14 protein-coding genes are annotated in these 15,248 nt (G+C 55.5%); 6 read left to right on the top strand and 8 right to left on the bottom strand.

What is annotated here, in order from left to right; translation table 11 throughout:
• Entirely contained in the window at window positions 1–381 is a 381-nt protein-coding gene (gene panD / locus ACOTXF_RS03915; RefSeq protein ID WP_006173750.1) for an aspartate 1-decarboxylase, read from the top strand.
• A gap of 3 nt (window positions 382–384) precedes the next feature.
• Here the strand turns inward: panD and ACOTXF_RS03910 are convergent, their stop codons facing one another.
• From ACOTXF_RS03910 to ACOTXF_RS03895, 4 genes are all read right to left on the bottom strand, one after another.
• On the bottom strand, window positions 385–1,632 hold the full coding sequence (locus ACOTXF_RS03910; RefSeq protein ID WP_008501943.1) for a polysaccharide deacetylase family protein: 1,248 nt from the start codon (window positions 1,630–1,632) through the stop codon (window positions 385–387).
• Between the two features lie 64 nt (window positions 1,633–1,696).
• Complete coding sequence (locus ACOTXF_RS03905) at window positions 1,697–2,137, bottom strand: PTS sugar transporter subunit IIA (RefSeq protein ID WP_008501944.1); 441 nt, start codon at window positions 2,135–2,137, stop codon at window positions 1,697–1,699.
• A gap of 104 nt (window positions 2,138–2,241) precedes the next feature.
• Window positions 2,242–3,012, bottom strand: a complete 771-nt coding sequence (locus tag ACOTXF_RS03900; protein WP_008501945.1) for an ABC transporter permease — start codon at window positions 3,010–3,012, stop codon at window positions 2,242–2,244.
• Window positions 3,009–3,935, bottom strand: coding sequence for an ABC transporter ATP-binding protein (locus ACOTXF_RS03895; protein ID WP_008501946.1), 927 nt, complete (start codon window positions 3,933–3,935; stop codon window positions 3,009–3,011). The genes ACOTXF_RS03900 and ACOTXF_RS03895 overlap by 4 nt, the downstream gene beginning before the upstream one ends.
• 107 nt (window positions 3,936–4,042) lie before the next feature.
• On the opposite strand from ACOTXF_RS03895, the gene can reads away from it, so the two are divergent.
• Window positions 4,043–4,705: a carbonate dehydratase gene (gene can / locus ACOTXF_RS03890; protein WP_008501947.1), complete on the top strand. Its 663-nt coding sequence runs from the start codon at window positions 4,043–4,045 to the stop codon at window positions 4,703–4,705.
• A 91-nt stretch (window positions 4,706–4,796) separates the two neighbouring features.
• Here can and hpt read toward each other — a convergent pair whose 3' ends face one another.
• Window positions 4,797–5,333, bottom strand: a complete 537-nt coding sequence (hpt, locus tag ACOTXF_RS03885) for a hypoxanthine phosphoribosyltransferase (protein WP_008501948.1) — start codon at window positions 5,331–5,333, stop codon at window positions 4,797–4,799.
• Between the two features lie 208 nt (window positions 5,334–5,541).
• On the opposite strand from hpt, the gene ACOTXF_RS03880 reads away from it, so the two are divergent.
• Complete coding sequence (locus tag ACOTXF_RS03880) at window positions 5,542–7,932, top strand: glucose/quinate/shikimate family membrane-bound PQQ-dependent dehydrogenase (RefSeq protein WP_023293268.1); 2,391 nt, start codon at window positions 5,542–5,544, stop codon at window positions 7,930–7,932.
• 86 nt (window positions 7,933–8,018) lie between these two features.
• Here the strand turns inward: ACOTXF_RS03880 and cueO are convergent, their stop codons facing one another.
• The gene (cueO, locus tag ACOTXF_RS03875) at window positions 8,019–9,587 is read right to left on the bottom strand and encodes a multicopper oxidase CueO (RefSeq protein ID WP_047745505.1); all 1,569 of its coding nucleotides are present in this window, start codon (window positions 9,585–9,587) and stop codon (window positions 8,019–8,021) included.
• Between the two features lie 145 nt (window positions 9,588–9,732).
• Between cueO and ACOTXF_RS03870 the strand changes: the two genes are divergently transcribed.
• The 3 genes from ACOTXF_RS03870 (at window position 9,733) to speD (ending at window position 11,860) form a co-directional block, all read left to right on the top strand.
• The gene (locus tag ACOTXF_RS03870) at window positions 9,733–10,080 is read left to right on the top strand and encodes a YacC family pilotin-like protein (RefSeq protein WP_014882582.1); all 348 of its coding nucleotides are present in this window, start codon (window positions 9,733–9,735) and stop codon (window positions 10,078–10,080) included.
• A gap of 115 nt (window positions 10,081–10,195) precedes the next feature.
• Window positions 10,196–11,065 (top strand): polyamine aminopropyltransferase, encoded by an 870-nt coding sequence (gene speE / locus ACOTXF_RS03865; RefSeq protein WP_047745503.1) that lies wholly within the window; start codon window positions 10,196–10,198, stop codon window positions 11,063–11,065.
• Window positions 11,066–11,860, top strand: coding sequence for an adenosylmethionine decarboxylase (gene speD, locus ACOTXF_RS03860; protein WP_008501953.1), 795 nt, complete (start codon window positions 11,066–11,068; stop codon window positions 11,858–11,860). It abuts the gene before it with no gap.
• A 31-nt stretch (window positions 11,861–11,891) separates the two neighbouring features.
• On the opposite strand, the gene yacL is transcribed toward speD, so the two are convergent.
• Together yacL and acnB are read right to left on the bottom strand one after the other, a co-directional pair.
• The gene (yacL, locus tag ACOTXF_RS03855; RefSeq protein WP_008501954.1) at window positions 11,892–12,254 is read right to left on the bottom strand and encodes a protein YacL; all 363 of its coding nucleotides are present in this window, start codon (window positions 12,252–12,254) and stop codon (window positions 11,892–11,894) included.
• Between the two features lie 190 nt (window positions 12,255–12,444).
• Window positions 12,445–15,042: a bifunctional aconitate hydratase 2/2-methylisocitrate dehydratase gene (gene acnB / locus ACOTXF_RS03850; protein WP_032667326.1), complete on the bottom strand. Its 2,598-nt coding sequence runs from the start codon at window positions 15,040–15,042 to the stop codon at window positions 12,445–12,447.
• Window positions 15,043–15,248 lie beyond the last annotated feature (206 nt).

Below are 15,248 nucleotides of genomic sequence, written 5' to 3'. Positions count from 1 at the left end.
ATGATTCGCAAAATGCTGCAAGGTAAGCTTCACCGTGTGAAAGTCACGCAGGCCGACCTGCACTATGAAGGCTCCTGCGCCATTGACCAGGATTTCCTTGATGCAGCAGGTATCCTCGAAAACGAAGCAATTGATATCTGGAACGTGAACAACGGCAAACGCTTCTCTACCTACGCGATTGCCGCCGAGCGCGGGTCCAAAATCATCTCCGTTAACGGCGCAGCCGCGCACTGCGCGGACGTGGGTGATATCGTGATCATCGCCAGCTTCGTGATGATGTCTGACGAAGAAGCGCGCCGCTGGCAGCCTAAAGTCGCCTACTTCGAAGGCGAGAATGAAATGAAGCGCACCGCAAAGGCGATTCCGGTTCAGGTTGCATAAGCACTACCCCTGCGGCTGATTGCTGATCAGCCGCGACATCGTCTCCAGCGAATCCGTTCTTAAGATGTACAGGCGTTTCAGTAAGAACGGATTATCCCCCGGCTTCACCTTTCCTTTCACCGTCGTCACCGCCAGATGGAAACCGGCATCATTCGCCGCCTTTATCGCTTTATTGTCGTAGCCGCCGAAGGGGTAAGAGACATACAGCACGCGCGGGTTAAACTGCGCCAGCGCGCGACGCGAGCGTTCAAAATCAAACAAAATCACGTGATAGCTGCGGCTCAGTAAAATCGGATGCTTATTGGCATCCACGCGGTGCAGGAAGTGGGTATGAGACTGAATATCGAACACATCCTGAATCCCCTTAATCTCCTGCACGCTCATAAACTGCAGGGATTTAGGATCCCACTTCTGCGGATGGCCTTTTATGCGGGAAGAGATAATAAACGCGGTAGCCTTGAAGCCGTACTCTTTCAGCACAGGATAAGCATAGCGGCTGACAGATTTCAGGCCATCGTCAAAGGTTATCACCACCGATTTCGCAGGCAGGTTCATTTTGTTACGCACGTACCCTTCCAGCTGGTACATCGTCAGGGTGGTATAGCCCTGATCGCGAAGCCATGCCATCTGGTTATTAAACGCACGTACGCTGGTCGTTGTGGACGTATGTCGAAAGCGCGTGTTTTCTTCATCACGCAAAATATGATGGTAGGTCAGAACAGGAAGGCCGTTATCTTCCTGCGCATCCAGGCTGCTGATCCACGCCAGACGATTACCGATGCGGATCTGAAACCAGGTCTGGTTTAAACGGTCTTTAAGTTTGTTCAGGATCGGATAGCGAAGATTGGCGCTTAAGGTGCCGAAGGGTGCGCTGCCGTTGTTCGGGGCGTTATAAACGGGCGTGTCTTTCCACGTTATCAGGTTTTGATTGCTCAGCGGTTTATTCAAATCCCCCAGGCCATCCTCGACGCGCTGTTTGCCCTGAACCGGCTCCAGATGCCCCTTGTCGATAAAGCCCGTGCCAAATCCGAAGCGAAATTCATAGTAGTCCGCCGCCGCAGGCACCACCGCGAGGATCTGCCCTGCCCGCACGTTGCCAACGTTAATGACGCTGTTGCCGATCTGCGCCCAAATCGCCGCATCTTCGGTGGTTTGCATATATTGAGCAGGCAGTCTTTGCTGACTTAATAAACTGGCAGAAACAGTGCCGGACACGAACATCAATAGCAGGAAAACAATACGCGTGAACATGAGGGTCTTATTCGAAGCGGAAATACTTACGCCATTGTAGCAAAAGCGACATCAATACCAATGTTTAATTCTTATACAGGTCATGCAGCAGGACAAAGGGAGGATTTTTTTGCTGTTGATGCCACAAGCTGCTGACGCCCGGGGTACCCAGCGAAACGATAGCGTTACGGAACGCTGCGCTGGTTAAGGTCTCGCGATGGGGATACATCATTTCAAGCAGTGGAAAGCTAATACCGGAGATCACCTCGCAGCAGTCGTGCTTATGGCTCATCAGGGCCGCAGCACGGTACGGCGCCGCGCCGGATTTATCGGTAAGGAAAATCACGCCGTCTCCGGTGTCGGTTTCATGAAGGGCATCGCACATCATCCGGCCAAGCATGTTGGTACTCAAGCCGCGCCAGTAGTTAACCGCGCGACACTGTGGCAGCGGACCAAACCTGGCTTCCAGCTTCAGCAGCATGTCCTGCGCCCGTTCATCGTGGCAGGTGATAACCCATCCAAGCATAACTCTCTCCTTAGCAGGCAAGTAGTTTAGCGGAGTGAAGGTTAGCTTTCGGTGATAACTGTCAAAGAAAGTGCCCGGCAGACAGAATGTCGCCGGGCTGAGGGCTAGCTGCGCAGACCGCGTCCGCGCTGGATCAGATACCAGCACAGCAGGTAGAAGACGATGATGAACACCACCAGCACCGCCACCGTGGTAAACAGCGGCACATCGGTGATGCCGAGGAAGCCAAAGCGGAAACCGCTGATCATGTAGACGATCGGGTTCAGGTGCGACAGCGCCTGCCAGAACGGCGGCAGCAGCGTCAGGGAGTAGAACACCCCGCCGAGATAGGTCAGCGGCGTCAGCACGAAGGTCGGGATCAGGCTGATGTCGTCAAACGTTTTGGCAAACACGGCGTTCAGCAGACCGGCCAGCGAGAAGAGGATCGCCGTCAGGAGCAGGGTCAGGGCCACGAAAAGCCAGGAGTGCACCTGGAACGGCACGAAGAACAGCGAGATGGCCGTCACCAGGATCCCAACACACAGACCGCGCGCCACGCCGCCACCGACGTAACCGGCAATGATCACATGCGTTGGCACCGGTGCCACCAGCAGTTCCTCGATATTGCGCTGGAACTTGGCGCTGAAAAAGGACGACGCCACGTTGGCATAGGCGTTGGTGATCACCGCCATCATGATCAGGCCAGGCACGATAAACTGCATATAGGTAAAGCCGTGCATCTCACCAATCCGGGAACCAATCAGGTTACCGAAGATGATGAAATAGAGCGTCATCGTGATGACTGGCGGCACCAGGGTTTGCACCCAGATGCGCATAAAACGGTTAATCTCTTTCGCCCAGATACTTTTCAGCGCGACCCAGTAAAGATGCGTCATGCCTTGTCTCCTTGTTTATCCTGCACCAGAGAGACAAACAGCTCTTCCAGTCGGTTCGCTTTGTTACGCATACTTAAAACCTGAATACCCTGCGCGCTCAGCTGGGAGAACACGCTGTTAATCCCCTGCTCACGCAGCACTTCCACTTCCAGCGTTGAGGTATCCACCAGACGATACTGGTACCCTTCAAGCTTCGGTAGCGGGCTCTTTGCCGCCAGATCGAGAATAAAGGTTTCCGATTTCAGCTTGGAGAGCAGGTTCTTCATCGAGGTGTTTTCCACCAGCTCGCCGTGCTGAATGATGCCGATGTTGCGGCACAGCATTTCCGCCTCTTCCAGGTAGTGGGTAGTCAGAATGATGGTGGTGCCTTTGTCATTGAGGTCTTTCAGGAAGCCCCACATGGAGCGGCGCAGCTCAATGTCTACGCCCGCCGTCGGCTCATCGAGGATCAGCAGCTTTGGCTCGTGCATCAGCGCACGGGCAATCATCAGGCGGCGCTTCATCCCGCCGGATAACATCCGGGCGCGTTCGTTACGCTTTTCCCACAGATCGAGCTGCTTGAGGTATTTTTCGCTCCGCTCCAGGGCCTCTTTACGCTCAACGCCGTAATAACCCGCCTGGTTAACGACGATCTGCTGCACCGTCTCAAACGGGTTGAAGTTGAATTCCTGCGGGACCAGACCCAGCTGGCGCTTGGCGTTGACCACATCTTTTTGCAGGTCGTATCCGAACACGCTGACGCGGCCGGAGGTTTTGTTCACCAGCGAGCTAATGATGCCGATGGTAGTCGATTTCCCCGCCCCGTTCGGCCCCAGAAGCGCGTAAAAATCACCGGCCTCTACTTTAAGATCTATTCCGCGCAGCGCCTGAACGCCGCCCGGATAGGTTTTTTTAAGCTGCTCAAGCTCCAGTGCAATTGCCATGAAATTAACTTACCTTCAGTTCTGACACACGTTGTGTGGTTTCATTAAAAGTCGGGTTACCCTATAGTAGCGCAACGCAATTACTCGGTTACAGGTCGCTAACCTCCATGAACAACATAGATACACTCATCAGCAACAATGCACTATGGTCAAAAATGCTGGTGGAGGAAGACCCCGGATTTTTTGGAAAACTCGCGCAGGCGCAAAACCCACGCTTTCTCTGGATTGGATGCTCCGACAGCCGCGTACCGGCGGAGCGCCTGACCGGCCTCGAGCCCGGCGAACTGTTTGTTCACCGCAACGTTGCCAACCTGGTGATTCACACCGATCTCAATTGTCTTTCTGTTGTTCAGTATGCCGTTGACGTTCTGCAAGTCGAGCACATCATCATCTGCGGCCACTACGGCTGCGGCGGCGTGCAGGCGGCGGTTGAAAACACGGAGCTGGGGCTCATTGATAACTGGCTGCTCCACATCCGCGATATCTGGTTCAAACATAGCTCACTGCTGGGCGAAATGCCGCAGGAGCGCCGCATGGATACCCTGTGCGAACTCAACGTGATGGAGCAGGTGTATAACCTGGGCCACTCAACGATCATGCAATCGGCGTGGAAGCGCGGGCAGAAGGTCTCGATCCACGGCTGGGCGTACGGTATTCACGATGGTCTGCTGCGCAACCTGGAAGTGACCGCCACCAACCGCGAAACGCTGGAGCAGCGTTACCGTTCAGGAATTGCCAACCTTCAGCTTAAGCACGTAAACCATAAATAAACAAAGCCGGGTGGCGGCTGCGCCTTACCCGGCCTACATGTGCCCATTCGTAGGCCCGGTAAGCGCAGCGCCACCGGGCAACAAACCGCAATTACTCGTCCAGCAATACCACTTTCCCAACATACGGCAGATGACGATAACGCTGTGCGTAGTCAATACCGTAACCGACGACGAACTCGTCCGGGATAGAGAAACCGACGAACTCCACCGGCACCTGCACTTCACGGCGGTCAGGCTTATCCAGCAGGGTGCAAATCGCCAGCGATTTTGGCTCACGCAGGCTCAGGATCTCGCGCACTTTTGACAGCGTGTTGCCGGAGTCGATGATGTCCTCAACGATCAACACATCTTTGCCACGAATATCTTCATCCAGATCTTTCAGGATTTTCACATCACGGGTGGTGGACATGCCGCTGCCGTAGCTGGAGGCGGTCATAAAATCGACCTCATGGGGCACATGCACCTCACGGCACAGGTCTGCCATGAACATGAAAGAGCCGCGCAACAGACCGACCAGCACCATTTCGCTGCCGCTGTCCTTGTAATGTTCGGTGATTTGACGACCCAGTTCGGCGATACGCGCTTTGATCTCGGCTTCCGGGATCATCACTTCAACAGTATGTTTCATATTACTAACCAAATGATTTTAATGAAAATCTCTCAATACGGATGAGTTAATATCCAGCACTGATACGCAAGCCAGCCATTATATCAGCAAATGGATAACCCTGGCGTATGAGTTATAAAAAGCAAATATTGTGATTCCGATCACACTTGTTAATACCTATAATTAGTTGCTAGCAAATTATTAACAAAAACTGACGAGTACACTTTCTATGGCTGAAACAAACTCTAAACAGCCGCGTCTACTGGTGACATTAACAGCGCTATTCGCCGCCTTCTGCGGCCTGTACCTGTTAATCGGTGGCGTCTGGCTGGTCGCGATCGGCGGCTCCTGGTACTACCCGATTGCGGGCCTGGTTATGCTTGGCGTAACCGTCCTGCTCTGGCGTAGAAAACAATCTGCACTGTGGCTGTATGCCGCACTCCTTCTTGCCACCATGATCTGGGGCGTCTGGGAAGTCGGCTTTGATTTCTGGGCGCTGACGCCGCGCAGTGACATCCTGGTCTTCTTCGGCATCTGGCTGATCCTGCCGTTCGTCTGGCGTCGCCTGATCGTGCCGTCCAGCGGTGCGGTCGCGGCGCTGGTGGTAGCGTTGTTAATCAGCGGCGGTATCCTGACCTGGGCTGGCTTCAACGATCCGCAGGAGATCAACGGTACGCTGAACGCAGAATCGACGCCTGCGGCGGCGATCTCTCAGGTTGCTGACGGCGACTGGCCTGCCTATGGCCGCAACCAGGAAGGTCAGCGCTACTCTCCGCTGAAGCAGATCAACGCGGACAACGTTAAAAACCTGAAAGAAGCCTGGGTGTTCCGTACCGGCGATCTGAAGATGCCGAACGATCCGGGTGAACTGACCAACGAAGTGACGCCAATTAAAGTCGGCGATATGCTTTATCTGTGTACGGCGCATCAGCGTCTGTTCGCGCTCGACGCGGCCACCGGTAAAGAGAAATGGCACTTCGATCCGCAGCTGAACTCCAACCCGTCCTTCCAGCACGTGACCTGCCGTGGCGTCTCTTATCACGAAGCGCGCCCGGATAATGCGAGCCCGGAAGTCATTGCCGACTGTCCTCGCCGCATCATGCTGCCGGTGAACGATGGTCGTCTGTTCGCCATCAATGCCGAAACGGGCAAGCTGTGCGAAACCTTTGCCAACAAAGGTATCCTGAATCTGCAGACCAATATGCCGGACACCACGCCGGGTCTGTATGAGCCGACCTCCCCGCCCATCATCACCGATAAAACCATCGTGATTGCCGGTTCGGTAACAGATAACTTCTCCACCCGCGAAACCTCCGGCGTTATCCGTGGTTTCGACGTGAACACCGGTAAACTGCTGTGGGCCTTCGACCCGGGCGCGAAAGATCCGAACGCGATCCCGTCGGACGAACACACCTTTACCTTTAACTCGCCAAACTCCTGGGCGCCTGCGGCGTATGACGCGAAGCTGGACCTGGTCTACCTGCCGATGGGCGTTACTACGCCAGATATCTGGGGCGGTAACCGCACGCCGGAGCAGGAACGTTATGCCAGCGCTATCGTGGCATTGAACGCGACCACCGGTAAGCTGGCCTGGAGCTACCAGACCGTTCACCACGATCTGTGGGATATGGATATGCCGTCCCAGCCGACGCTGGCGGACATTACCGTAAACGGTAAAACCGTTCCGGTGATTTACGCCCCGGCGAAAACCGGCAACATCTTCGTTCTGGATCGCAGCAACGGCAAGCTGGTTGTGCCTGCACCGGAAAAACCGGTTCCGCAGGGTGCGGCGAAAGGCGATTACGTCAGCAAAACCCAGCCGTTCTCCGATCTGAGCTTCCGTCCGAAGAAAGACCTCAGCGGGGCAGACATGTGGGGTGCCACGATGTTTGACCAGCTGGTGTGCCGCGTGATGTTCCATCAGCTGCGCTATGAAGGCATCTTCACGCCGCCTTCTGAGCAGGGCACGCTGGTCTTCCCGGGTAACCTGGGGATGTTCGAGTGGGGTGGGATCTCCGTTGACCCTAACCGTCAGGTCGCGATTGCCAACCCAATGGCGCTGCCGTTCGTTTCCCGTCTGATCCCACGCGGTCCGGGCAACCCAATGGAGCAGCCGAAAGACGCGAAAGGCAGCGGTACCGAAGCCGGTATTCAGCCGCAGTATGGCGTACCGTTCGGCGTGACGCTGAACCCGTTCCTGTCGCCGTTCGGTCTGCCGTGTAAACAGCCTGCCTGGGGTTACATCTCCGGTCTGGATCTGAAAACTAACCAGATCGTATGGAAAAAACGTATTGGTACCCCACAGGACAGCATGCCGTTCCCAATGCCGGTTCCGGTGCCGTTCAATATGGGTATGCCTATGCTGGGTGGCCCAATCTCCACCGCCGGTAACGTGCTGTTCATCGCGGCAACCGCAGATAACTACCTGCGCGCGTACAACATGACCAACGGTGAAAAACTGTGGCAAGGCCGTCTGCCAGCGGGTGGACAAGCTACGCCGATGACCTATGAAGTGAATGGCAAGCAGTACGTTGTCATCTCTGCGGGCGGTCACGGTTCGTTTGGCACGAAGATGGGCGACTATATTGTCGCGTATGCACTGCCTGACGAAAACAAGTAACTGAAAAGCCCGGTGGCGCTTACGCTTACCGGGCCTATGGATACGCTATGTAGGCCGGGTAAGGCGAAGCCGCCACCCGGCTTTTTTTATACGGTAAAGCCCAGCATCATCCCCGTATCTTCATGCTCCAGCAGATGGCAGTGCGCCATGTAGGCAAACTCCTTCGGTGCGTCGTGGTCAAACTTCACCAGCACCTCGCTGACGCCGCCTTCCACCTTCACCGTATCCTTCCAGCCCGCGCGATGTGCGTCCGGCGCTTTGCCGTTCTCAGAGAGAATGCGGAACTGCGTGCCGTGGATATGGAACGGGTGCAGCATCATGTCCCCTTCACCTGAAATCACCCAGCGCTCAAGCTGCCCTTTTGTCGCAGCAAACATCGGCATGTTCATATCGAACGCTTTGCCGTTGATCATGTTGGCGTTGTGGAAATCAAAGCCATGGTCGCCGTGATTCATGTTCCCCATGCCGCCCATGTTGCCGTGGTCCATGTTCATGTGACCCATCATCTGCCCGTGATGCATCCCCGCCATCGCCTTATCGCCATATTTCGCCATCAGCGCCTGCATGCCCATCATATCGAGCATCGGGTTCATGGAGAGCTGCAGTTTCCGTTGCGTAAGCCCATCAAGCGACGGAAGTGCTGGCAGCGTGGTTAACGAATCAGGGAGCGTGCCGGAAGCGGTCACCCGTAACGGCTGGATACGCAGCACCGGATGCGGCTTGTCAAACGGCGCGACCGCCATCCCCATCTGGCTAACCGGCAGGGTCACAAGATCGAACGGCTTGCCGTCGCTGATATCCACCAGCACCTCAAAGCGCTCCCCCATCAGCATCGGCAGTTCGTTGACCTTCACCGGCTCAGGCAGCAGCCCGCCGTCGCTGGCGACCACGTACAGCGGACGCTTATCGCTGGTGGCGAAGTTGAGGGAACGCGCGTTACAGCCGTTAAGCAGACGCAGGCGCAGCCAGCCTTTCGGCGCGGCGTGCTGAGGATAAATGGCGCCGTTGGTCAGCAGCGTGTCGCCAAACCAGCCGACCGCCGCGCTCATCACATCCAGCTGGTAGTCGATTTGCCCGTCAGCGGTGAATTTCTTGTCCTGCACAATCACCGGCACATCGTCGATGCCCCACTGCTTCGGCAGGCGCAGCAGGCGGCTTTCGTCGTCTTCAATCAGCACCAGCCCCGCCAGCCCCATGGCTACCTGATGGCCCGTTTTGCCATGCTGATGCGGATGGAACCAGCAGGTCGCGGCGCGCTGGTTGGGCGTAAAGGTGACGCTGCGCGTGCCGCCCGCTTTGATGATGCCCTGCGGCCCGCCGTCTACCTCGCCCGGCACTTCCAGTCCGTGCCAGTGCACCGTCGTCTCTTCAGCAAGCGTATTGTGGATATCCACCGTCACCGCTTTACCTTTGCGCAGCTGTAGCGCAGGACCGAGAAGATTGCCGTTATAGCCCCAGGTTGTCGCGTTGTGCGCACCGAACAGCGTGTTACCGGACTGAACGACAAGCTGGATACGGCTGCGGGCGTCAGCGGTAAGTAAATCAGGGATGGGTAAGGCAGGCCTGTCAGCCGCGAAAACCGCACGGCTCCAGAGGGGTAAGGCGCTGGCAGCCCCCAGCGCCACGGAATATTTTAAAAAATCACGACGTTGCATGTTCATTTCCTTATTTCCAGCAGGCGATCTTTTGAGCATAAACCCTCCCCTTACCGGAAGGTCAAGTAAAGCGGCAATAATAAAGATCGTCGCACTGGCATCAAGTATGCTAACGTTAATTTTCCGTGAAGAAGTGGTAGAAGCAATGAAGACGTTTTTCAGGACAATTTTGTTCGGTAGCCTGATGGCAATGTGTGCGAACAGCTATGCGCTCAGTGAAAATGAAGCGGAAGATATGGCCGATTTAACGGCGGTTTTTGTATTCCTGAAAAATGATTGTGGCTACCAGAATTTACCCAACGGGCAAATTCGCCGCGCGCTGGTCTTTTTTGCCCAGCAGAACCAGTGGGATCTCAGCAACTACGACAGCTTTGACATGAAGGCGCTCGGCGAAGACAGCTACCGTGACCTAAGCGGTATTGGCATTCCCACGGCTAAAAAATGCAAAGCGCTGGCTCGCGATTCGCTCAGCCTGCTCGCCTACGTCAAATAACCTTCCCGACGCCTCCTGTTAAACCTATAGCCGTGCAACCACGGTTATAGTTAGCTATCATGTTTCGCTCATTTTTTGTGAGCGTAACGGATGTTAACAAAGGAGGAGTCCGCGTATGGCCGACCACACGTTGTGGCATGAAACACTGCATGACCAGTTTGGTCAGTACTTTGCCGTTGATAACGTGCTCTATCATGAAAAAACCGATCACCAGGATCTCATCATCTTCGAGAATGCTGCCTTTGGCCGCGTGATGGCGCTGGACGGCGTGGTGCAAACGACCGAGCGAGATGAGTTTATCTATCATGAGATGATGACCCACGTTCCGCTGCTGGCCCACGGCCATGCAAAGCATGTCCTGATTATCGGCGGCGGCGACGGCGCAATGCTGCGTGAAGTTTCCCGCCATCGTTCCATTGAAACCATCACCATGGTGGAAATCGATGCGGGCGTCGTCTCGTTCTGCCGCCAGTACCTGCCCAACCACAATGCCGGTAGCTATGACGATCCGCGTTTTAATCTGGTGATTGATGACGGGGTTAACTTTGTTAACCAGACAACCCAGACCTTTGACGTCATTATCTCCGACTGCACCGATCCTATCGGCCCTGGCGCGTCGCTGTTTACCTCCTCGTTCTACGAAGGCTGCAAGCGTTGCCTGAACCCGGGCGGGATCTTCGTCGCCCAAAACGGCGTCTGCTTCCTGCAACAGGATGAAGCGCTGGATAGCCATCGTAAGCTCAGCACCTATTTCGAGGATGTCAGCTTCTATCAGGCGGCCATTCCGACGTACTACGGTGGGATCATGACCTTTGCCTGGGCGACGGATAACGACGTATTACGTCATCTTTCCACCGAAATTATTCAGGCCCGCTTCCATCAGGCCGGTCTTCAGTGCCGATACTACAATCCGGCTATTCATACCGCAGCGTTTGCTCTGCCGCAGTACCTGCATGACGCATTATCCACTAAGGGGGTGAGCTAATTGAAAAAGCTTAAACTGCATGGCTTTAACAACCTGACCAAAAGCCTGAGTTTTTGTATTTACGATATCTGCTATGCCAAAACAGCGGAAGAACGCGATGGTTACATCGCCTATATCGACGAACTCTACAACGCCAACCGTCTGACCGAGATCCTGTCAGAAACCTGTTCCATTATCGGCGCCAACATCCTGAATATTGCCCGACAGGATTATGAACCCCAGGGCGCCAGCGTGACCATACTGGTCAGCGAAGAGCCGGTCGATCCGAAGCTTATCGACAAAACGGAACATCCGGGCCCGCTGCCGGAAGTGGTGGTTGCTCACCTGGATAAAAGCCATATCTGCGTCCATACCTACCCGGAGAGTCACCCGGAAGGCGGGCTGTGTACGTTCCGCGCCGATATTGAAGTGTCGACCTGCGGCGTGATTTCCCCGCTGAACGCACTGAACTATCTCATCCACCAGCTGGAATCGGATATCGTCACGATTGATTACCGCGTGCGCGGTTTTACCCGTGACGTCAACGGCATGAAGCACTTCATCGACCACGAGATTAACTCTATTCAGAACTTTATGTCCGAGGACATGAAGTCGCTGTACGACATGATGGACGTGAACGTGTATCAGGAAAACATCTTCCATACCAAGATGTTACTTAAGGAGTTCGACCTTAAGCACTATATGTTCCACACGAAGCCGGAAGATTTGAGCGAAGAAGAGCGTAAGGCGATTACTGACCTGCTCTGGAAAGAGATGCGCGAGATCTACTACGGCCGCAACATTCCGGCCGTGTAAGTGTTGCCCGGAGCAGGGATGCTTCGGGAAATTACCGCTGTTTCATGAACTCGCGGTAGGCATTCACCACCTGAAGGAAGTCTTCTACGCCGCACAGCGACAGGCTTTCTTCGTCATAGTAGCTCATCCCCTCTTCCATCTCGTCGCCTGAAAACTCGAGCTGGTTGGCACGCACCATGACCTCTTCACCGTCCATCCACAGCGTGTATTCGTGCCCGGCGCGTTGCCAGGAGCGCTCACTGCCTTTCACCGTCTTTGCCGCCTGTTCAACCTCATCAAGAAGGGAGAGATTTTCTTTCACCTCTTCGTTAAACCAGTGTCCAACAGCTTCGTGGCCCATCGACATACGCACTTTCACCACTCCGGTGATGTCGCGCAGAAATTCGTAATCCATAGTGTTTTCCTCTGCAAAGCCATTAAGGTAATTATCGCAGCAGCGAGGAAGAAAAAAAGCGTGGGAGGTGGGAGGAATGAAAATAAAAAGGTGAGAGCAAGACCCTGCGGCCTGATGCCCTCACCCCGTCCCTCTCCCACGGGAGAGGGTGCAAACACTAAAAACCGTCTCGTAGAGACGGTTTTGCTGTTTATACTGCCGTCTGGAAGATCACCCCGTCAGCCTTCTCGGTGTACTGAGAGAGCTGGTCGAAGTTCAGGTAGCGATAGGTATCCACCGCGGTCTTATCCACCTGCGCCACGAAGGTCTGGTACTCTTCCGGCGTTGGCAGTTTGCCAATCAGCGCCGCAACCGCCGCCAGCTCAGCAGAAGCCAGGAAGACGTTCGCACCGGTACCTAAACGGTTCGGGAAGTTACGGGTCGAAGTGGAGACCACCGTCGCGCCGTCGGCTACGCGCGCCTGGTTGCCCATACACAGGGAACAGCCAGGAATTTCGATACGCGCCCCGCTCTTACCAAACACGCTGTAGTAGCCCTCTTCGGTCAGCTGAGCCGCGTCCATACGGGTTGGCGGCGCCACCCACAGACGGGTTGGCAGCTGGCCTTTGTGGGTATCCAGCAGCTTACCGGCCGCGCGGAAGTGACCGATGTTGGTCATGCACGAACCAATGAACACTTCGTCGATCTTCTCGCCCTGAACTTCGGACAGCGGACGCGCGTCGTCCGGATCGTTCGGTGCACACAGGATTGGCTCTTTGATATCCGCCAGATCGATGTCGATCACCGCCGCGTACTCTGCGTCAGCATCGGCTTCCAGCAGCTGCGGATCGGCCAGCCATTTTTCCATGCCCTGGATACGACGCTCCAGCGTACGACGGTCGCCGTAGCCTTCTGCAATCATCCACTTCAGCAGCACGATGTTAGAGTTCAGGTACTCAATGATCGGCTCTTTGTTCAGCTTGATGGTACAGCCCGCAGCCGAACGCTCGGCGGAGGCATCGGTCAGCTCGAACGCCTGCTCAACCTTCAGGTCCGGCAGACCTTCGATTTCCAGGATACGGCCAGAGAAGATGTTTTTCTTCCCTTTCTTCTCAACGGTCAGCAGACCCTGTTTAATCGCATACAGCGGGATCGCGTGAACCAGGTCGCGCAGGGTAATACCCGGCTGCATTTTACCTTTGAAGCGAACCAGCACCGATTCCGGCATATCCAGCGGCATCACGCCGGTCGCGGCAGCAAACGCCACCAGACCGGAGCCCGCCGGGAAGGAGATACCGATTGGGAAACGGGTATGGGAGTCACCACCGGTACCCACGGTATCCGGCAGCAGCATGCGGTTCAGCCAGGAGTGGATAACGCCGTCGCCCGGACGCAGGGAGACACCGCCACGGTTCATAATGAAGTCAGGCAGCGTGTGGTGCGTGGTCACGTCAACCGGCTTCGGATAGGCCGCCGTGTGGCAGAAGGACTGCATCACCAGATCGGAAGAGAAGCCCAGGCACGCCAGGTCTTTCAGTTCGTCACGGGTCATTGGGCCAGTGGTGTCCTGAGAACCGACGGAGGTCATCTTCGGCTCGCAGTAGGCGCCAGGACGGATACCGGCGACGCCGCAGGCGCGACCCACCATTTTCTGTGCCAGCGAGAAGCCGCGGTTGCTTTCCGCTACGTCTTTCGCATGACGGAACACGTCTGAGTGCGGCAGGCCCAGCGCTTCACGCGCTTTGGTGGTCAGGCCGCGGCCGATGATCAGCGGAATACGGCCACCGGCGCGCACTTCGTCAATCAGCACGTCGGTTTTCAGCTCGAAGCTTGCCAGCAGCTCGTTGGTTTCGTGGTTACGGACTTCGCCTTTATACGGGTAGACGTCAATCACGTCGCCCATGTTCAGGTTAGAGACATCCACTTCAATTGGCAGTGCGCCCGCATCTTCCATGGTATTGAAGAAGATTGGGGCAATCTTACCGCCCAGGCACAGGCCGCCGCCGCGCTTGTTCGGCACGTGCGGAATGTCGTCACCCATAAACCAGAGGACGGAGTTGGTGGCGGACTTACGGGAAGAGCCGGTACCCACAACGTCACCCACGTAAGCCAGCGGGAAACCTTTCTTCTGCAGGGCTTCGATCTGTTTGATCGGGCCGACAACGCCCGGCTGATCCGGCTCAATGCCTTCACGGGCGTTTTTCAGCATCGCCAGGGCGTGCAGCGGGATATCCGGGCGAGACCACGCGTCCGGTGCCGGAGAGAGGTCATCGGTGTTGGTTTCACCGGTCACTTTGAAAACGGTAACGGTAATTTTTTCAGCCAGCGCTGGACGATTCAGGAACCATTCGGCATCGGCCCAGGACTGCATCACCTGCTTCGCATAGACGTTGCCTGCTTTGGCTTTTTCTTCCACATCGTAGAAGTTATCGAACATCAGCAGCGTAGACGAGAGCGCTTTAGCGGCAATCGGTGCCAGCTTGTCGTTATCCAGCGCGTCAATCAGCGGATGAATGTTGTAACCACCCTGCATGGTGCCGAGCAGTTCGATGGCTTTTTCAGGAGTAACCAGTGGGGAGGTGGCTTCGCCTTTGGCGATAGCAGCAAGGAATCCGGCTTTTACGTAGGCAGCTTCATCTACGCCAGGCGGTACGCGGTTGATCAGCAGATCTAACAGGAATTCTTCTTCGCCCTTAGGCGGGTTCTTCAGCAGCTCGACGAGCGCGGCCATTTGGGTTGCATCTAACGGTTTGGGTACAATTCCCTCGGCGGCACGTTCTGCTACGTGCTTACGGTATTCTTCTAGCACGACGGTTCTCCTCGCTCTCATTGTCATATGCGGCGGGCGTTCTCTTCACGCTCCTGTGAGACAGCAGTTTGTAGGGTAAATGCCCGATACCGCGTCGGGCAGCATAGCAGGATTTCTGCACAGTGTTAATCCGTTTACAAAAAAGCAACATTAAAAAGTTTGCTGAATCGTTAAGCATGGTGTAGCGGGGATTTAGGGCATCATTT

Origin of the sequence: Enterobacter cloacae complex sp. IR53041, assembly GCF_049238285.1 — a bacterium.
In the GTDB taxonomy this organism is placed as follows: Bacteria; Pseudomonadota; Gammaproteobacteria; order Enterobacterales; family Enterobacteriaceae; genus Enterobacter; species Enterobacter roggenkampii.
This window is presented reverse-complemented; position numbering and strand designations above follow the sequence as displayed.